4 protein-coding genes are annotated in these 5,062 nt (G+C 54.8%); all 4 read left to right on the forward strand.

The window, feature by feature from the left end:
• A partial coding sequence (locus tag AB4043_RS21160) for an alpha/beta hydrolase (protein WP_442307998.1) occupies positions 1-674 on the forward strand: 674 nt, incomplete at its 5' end.
• Positions 675-930: 256 nt separating this feature from the next.
• The gene (locus tag AB4043_RS21165; protein WP_442307999.1) at positions 931-2,589 is read left to right on the forward strand and encodes an alpha-N-arabinofuranosidase; all 1,659 of its coding nucleotides are present in this window, start codon (positions 931-933) and stop codon (positions 2,587-2,589) included.
• Between the two features lie 109 nt (positions 2,590-2,698).
• Positions 2,699-4,684 (forward strand): sialate O-acetylesterase, encoded by a 1,986-nt coding sequence (locus AB4043_RS21170; protein ID WP_442299301.1) that lies wholly within the window; start codon positions 2,699-2,701, stop codon positions 4,682-4,684.
• A 128-nt stretch (positions 4,685-4,812) separates the two neighbouring features.
• A partial coding sequence (locus AB4043_RS21175) for an arabinofuranosidase catalytic domain-containing protein (RefSeq protein ID WP_442308000.1) occupies positions 4,813-5,062 on the forward strand: 250 nt, incomplete at its 3' end.

The raw sequence follows: 5,062 nt of genomic DNA on the forward strand, positions 1-5,062 counted from the left end.
CGACAGGAGACTTCGAGCGGTTTATCGCGCAAGACGTGGTCACGTACATCGATGGCCACTATCGCACGCTGCCTAATCGTGCGAGCCGGGGGCTTGCCGGTCATTCCATGGGGGGATATGGGGCCAGCCGAATCGGGATGAAGCACGCGGATATCTTCGGCAGCTTGTATATCATGAGCCCCTGCTGTCTGTCGGCGAGACGGGCAGGCCCTGGAAATCCGGAGATTGAGAAAATGCTGGAGGCTGTAAAGACGCCTTCCGATTCCGCCCAGTTGCCGTTTGCCGCGCGTACTCAACTGGCGTCTGCTGCAGCATGGTCGCCGAACCCTAAGAATCCGCCTCTATATCTCGACTTGCCGGTCAAGGATGGCGCGCCGCAAGCGGATGTACTAGCCAAGTGGGCGGCGAATGCGCCGTTGGATTTTGTCGACCAATACATCCGCGATCTAAAACGGTATCGTGCCATTTCCATCGACGTCGGCGATCAGGATGGTCTGCGTGTCGATGCCGGTAAGCTGCATGACATCTTAGAACGCAATGGCATTGCTAATTCGTTCGAGGTGTACTCCGGCACGCACACGAGCGCAGTTGCAGATCGTTTCCAAAACTATGTGATGCCGTTCTTCAGTAAGAACCTATGTTTTGAAAGCTCCTGCGCTGACAAGTCTCATTGAGGTAATAGGACGAATTGCGGAGATTGCGCCCGAACACGGGAGATGAGATGTGAGTTTCCGTGGAGTCCATCGTTGACCGACCAGAATTCCGGTATTTGCTGCAGATCACAACAATAATGTTTGACCAATGAATAGACGACATTTTCTTCGCACCTCCCTCGCAGCGACAGCCGCCGCACGCGCGTCATGCCTTGCTCTTCCGCTCGCGCCGGAAACTGATGCAAAAGAGCCGCGGACCGCAATTCTGCTAGTCGATATGGACAGAGCCACCCTGCCGATTGATCGGGGTATCTATGGGCAATTTCTCGAACACATTAACCACTCTGTCGAGGACGGACTGTTCGCCGAGCAGATTCGGGGAGCTGGTTTTGAAGGCAAGGACTTCGAGACCTACTGGAAATCGGACACAAAGCAAGGGGAGGTGCAACACGTTGACCTTCCATTCCTGAACGGATCGAAGAGTGTGCGACTCAGTGTCGACGGGGGGCAAGCAAAGATACAACAGGCGAGGATATTTCTCGAAAGCAACTCTGAATATGACGGATTCCTGTGGGTAAAACGAGAGGGGGGTACCCCGCACCTATCCCTACAGGTAAAAACTTCAGACGGCCAATCTRTGGCGACGGTCCCGCTGGCAGTTGCTGCGGGAGATTGGCATCGTGTTTCCTTCAGCTTCAGAAGCGCTGTTCGCGATACGCAGGCATCCATCGAACTGGTCGCGTCAGGCCACGGAGCGCTCTTGCTCGACTTCGTCTCGATGATGCGCGCCGACGTACGGCGCGATGGCGGCTTCCGTCCCGATCTCCTAAAGGCACTACGCGATCTGCGCCCGTCGTTTATTCGCTGGCCGGGAGGTTCCTTCGCATCCACATACAGATGGAAAGAGGGGATAGGTCCTTACCCTTCGCGTGGCTATCATCCGAACGTTTTCTGGGGTGGATATTCCGACTACTACGGTTTCGGTACGGACGAGTTCCTCCGCTTGTGCAAGAAGCTGAACGCTGAGCCGCTTATTACCTTGGCTGCCCCCAATACGTCTCCGAAGGAGATTGAGTACGCCCTCGACTGGGTGCGGTATGTAAATGACCCACCGAGTACGGAGTGGGGCAAACAACGTGCGGCCAATGGACATCCTGAGCCGTACGGCGTGCGCTTCTTTCAAATCGATAATGAGCCGATGAATAACGGCTTTACGCCGCAGGCCTACGCCGCCATCGTGAATGCCTTCGGTCCGCGCTTGAGAGAGAGTGCGCCTGATGCAAAGATCATCGCGTGTGGACAGAAACGCTCAAACGACATGGAGTGGAGCGAGACAGTCATTGACCTCGCGGGTGGTAACTTCGACGTCCTGGGCTGTCACAACTACGAATACGAGGCTGCCAATTTCGAATCAGGCATACAGCGCATTCATGAATACCTGGCGAAATTGCGTGACTACGTGCGTGCCTCCAAACACCCGAACATCGAAATAGGCGTGCTTGAGTGGAGTTTGCAACACACGTACGACTGGCGAGCGGGCCTGCACGCAGCCGGCAGCTTAATGATGTACGAAGCATTGAGCCCGGGGCTAACCATGACCTGTCCCGCGCTGTTGATGCGCAACACCACAGACAACCCAACCTGGACCTCTGCTATTTACCACGATCACGTCTCCTGGTTTCCCGGCGGCAGCTATCCGGTGTCCAAGCTATTTCAAGAGCACTATGCAGAACTGCTCGTACGTTTTCAGGGCGCCAATGCTCCTGAAAAGGCCCAGGCACAACTTCATACAATTACCGCCGGCTTGATGGATGTTGCGTCTCTCGAGTATCCGGATCGTTTCTCTACCGTTAGCCGTGACTTGGAATACAGCAAGACATTCTCCATTGACAGGGAGCCTTACTCTGTTGCGGTAATCGAGCTTCATCGCGATTAATGTGAAGCCATCGAATCCTCAATCGTTTACGTGAATGGATGCGTCGGTAACTGATAAATGAGTCTGAATCATTGGGTAAACGCGAAGCGTAGAAGAAGGAATCGATAAGATGATGAATTTGCCTTTGCGAGCCGTACTGCTTGTGGCGGTTGAAATACTGTTATCGCTATCGATAGCAATTGCGCAGCCGGCGGAAGATCCAAAAGACCATCTTCCATTCTTGAGTCCCATTTTCGGGGACAACATGGTGCTACAGCGGGATAAGGTGAACAGCGTCTGGGGATGGTCCGAACCAGGAGACCGGGTCACTGTGCGGATAGGGGATGTATCTGCAACAGCGATCGCAGGGACTGATCGAAAGTGGACTGCGACGATTACGCCTCCAGCGGTCGGTGGACCGTACACCATGAAGATTATGGGCAAACAAGTAGCCGAACTGAACAACGTCATGGTGGGCGACGTCTGGTTGTGCAGTGGGCAATCCAATATGGAATTCATGATGCGGCAGGTCATGAATGCTGACGAGGAGCTAAAAGCCGCAAACTATCCAGATATACGGTTTTTCGTGGTCGCGCAACGATCGGGATATCACCGCGTGAACGTGCCATCGGGAAACTGGCAGGTTGTGACATCGGAGACGGCGGCGCGATTGTCTGCGGTTGCGTACTTCTTCAGTCGAAGACTGGAAGGGGAGCTTCATGTGCCGATCGGGCTGGTAGTGGCTGCTGTCGGTGGCACCCCAGCTGAGACCTGGATGAGCGTGGCTGCTTTGCACGAACTGAAAGACTTTGAGCCGCCATTGGCCGAACTCAAGAAGATGGCCGATGAGGGCTTACCCGAGTACGGCAATTATGTCAGCCATTGGTATGACAGGTACGACATAGGCAAGAAGGAAGGATGGCAGGAGCCTGCGTTCGATGATTCCCGGTGGTCGACGGTCACACTCAAGAGTGGATTCAGAGATCTCGGCGTGGCGGATTCACCGGCGGTTATCTACTTTCGGAAGGAGTTCACCTTACCTGAGATGGTTCCTGAGCAGCGCGCCACGGTGCGGCTCGGAGTTGTCGAGAAGATGGACACGGTATGGGTGAATGGTCAGACGGTCGGCGCCAGTTCTTGGGTAGAGAATCCGCGGAACTATTTTGTACGGCCAGGAGTACTAAAGCCGGGCAAAAATCAGATTACGATTCGCGTCCTGAAGACCTTGCCAGATGGCGGCTTTACCGCAGCGCCGGAAGAGTTGAAACTTCAGTTCGCCGATAACACAGCTATCCCGTTTGCCGGTCCCTGGAAGGGCAAGGTGAGTGTGGATGCACGTCCTCCGTTTCCTCTACCCGCCGCCTATCAGAACTGGCCTGTTATTCCTTCCGTCCTTTATGACGGAATGATTGCGCCATTGGCGCCGTTGGCGATTACTGGCGCTCTCTGGTACCAGGGCGAAGCAAACTCTGAGCGTGCCTATGAGTATCGCAAGGTTATGCCGGCATTGATTGCTGACTGGCGGCGAGCCTTCCACCAAGGAGATTTCCCTTTCTATATTGTTGGCCTGCCTGCGTACAAAGCGAGAAGCGAGGTTCCCGTGGAAGACTCATGGGCTGAGACACGCGAAGCTCAGGCGGGTACTGTGGCCACGGTACCGAATACCTGCCTCGCGGTCACCATTGATACCGGCGAAGCCGGCAACATTCATCCCAAAAATAAGGCGCCGGTTGGCGACCGGCTGGCTCGATGTGCTTTGGCGAAACACTATGGCAAAACCATTGTGTATCAGGGGCCGACCGTAGATAAGGTGGAGAAACAGTCTGGCGCAATTCGGCTCCACTTCATCCATACCGAAGGAGGCCTAGTGGTGAAGGATGAGCATCTCGGACAGTTCCAGATTGCGGGCGATGATCAAAAGTGGATGTGGGCGGATGCCCATATTTCGGGAGACTACGTTGTCGTCTCAACATCGCTTATCCCAAATCCGGTAGCTGTGCGGTATGCATGGCAGGCCAATCCCGTTGCAACATTGTTCAACGGAGCGGGCTTACCTGCTGTTCCATTTCGTACAGACGGATGGAAGGGAATTACAGAGGGGCGTCAGCCTTATTGAAGTACCTGGCAGCGAAACAAACAACGGCAAAACATAGAATCTGTTCCCCGCGAACTGCCATACCAACAGTTCGGCGGGGAACAACCGATACCCACTAACGGTCTAAGCATGGCTGGACTGGAGCATGAATGAAGCTAACACTCGGGTCTGGAGCGATGTTCACCGCGGTATCGATGTTGGTCTCCGTAGCGCCAGCGATAGCGCAACAGTCCACCGCGAGGGGCAGCGCATCAAAGGGGCCATGCGACATCTATGCCGCAGCCGGTACTCCGTGTGTTGCGGCGCATAGTACAACTCGTGCTCTCTATGCTTCCTATAAGGGCCCGCTCTACCAAGTCAAACGCCAATCCGATGGGAAAACACTCGAAGTCGGCATGG

This window comes from Terriglobus sp. YAF25, assembly GCF_052113305.1.
GTDB lineage: Bacteria > Acidobacteriota > Terriglobia > Terriglobales > Acidobacteriaceae > Terriglobus.

Coding starts and splice junctions, on each gene's coding strand:
- AB4043_RS21170 (WP_442299301.1), top strand. CDS start 2,699: ATGATGAATTTGCCTTTGCGAGCCGTACTGCTTGTGGCGGTTGAAATA.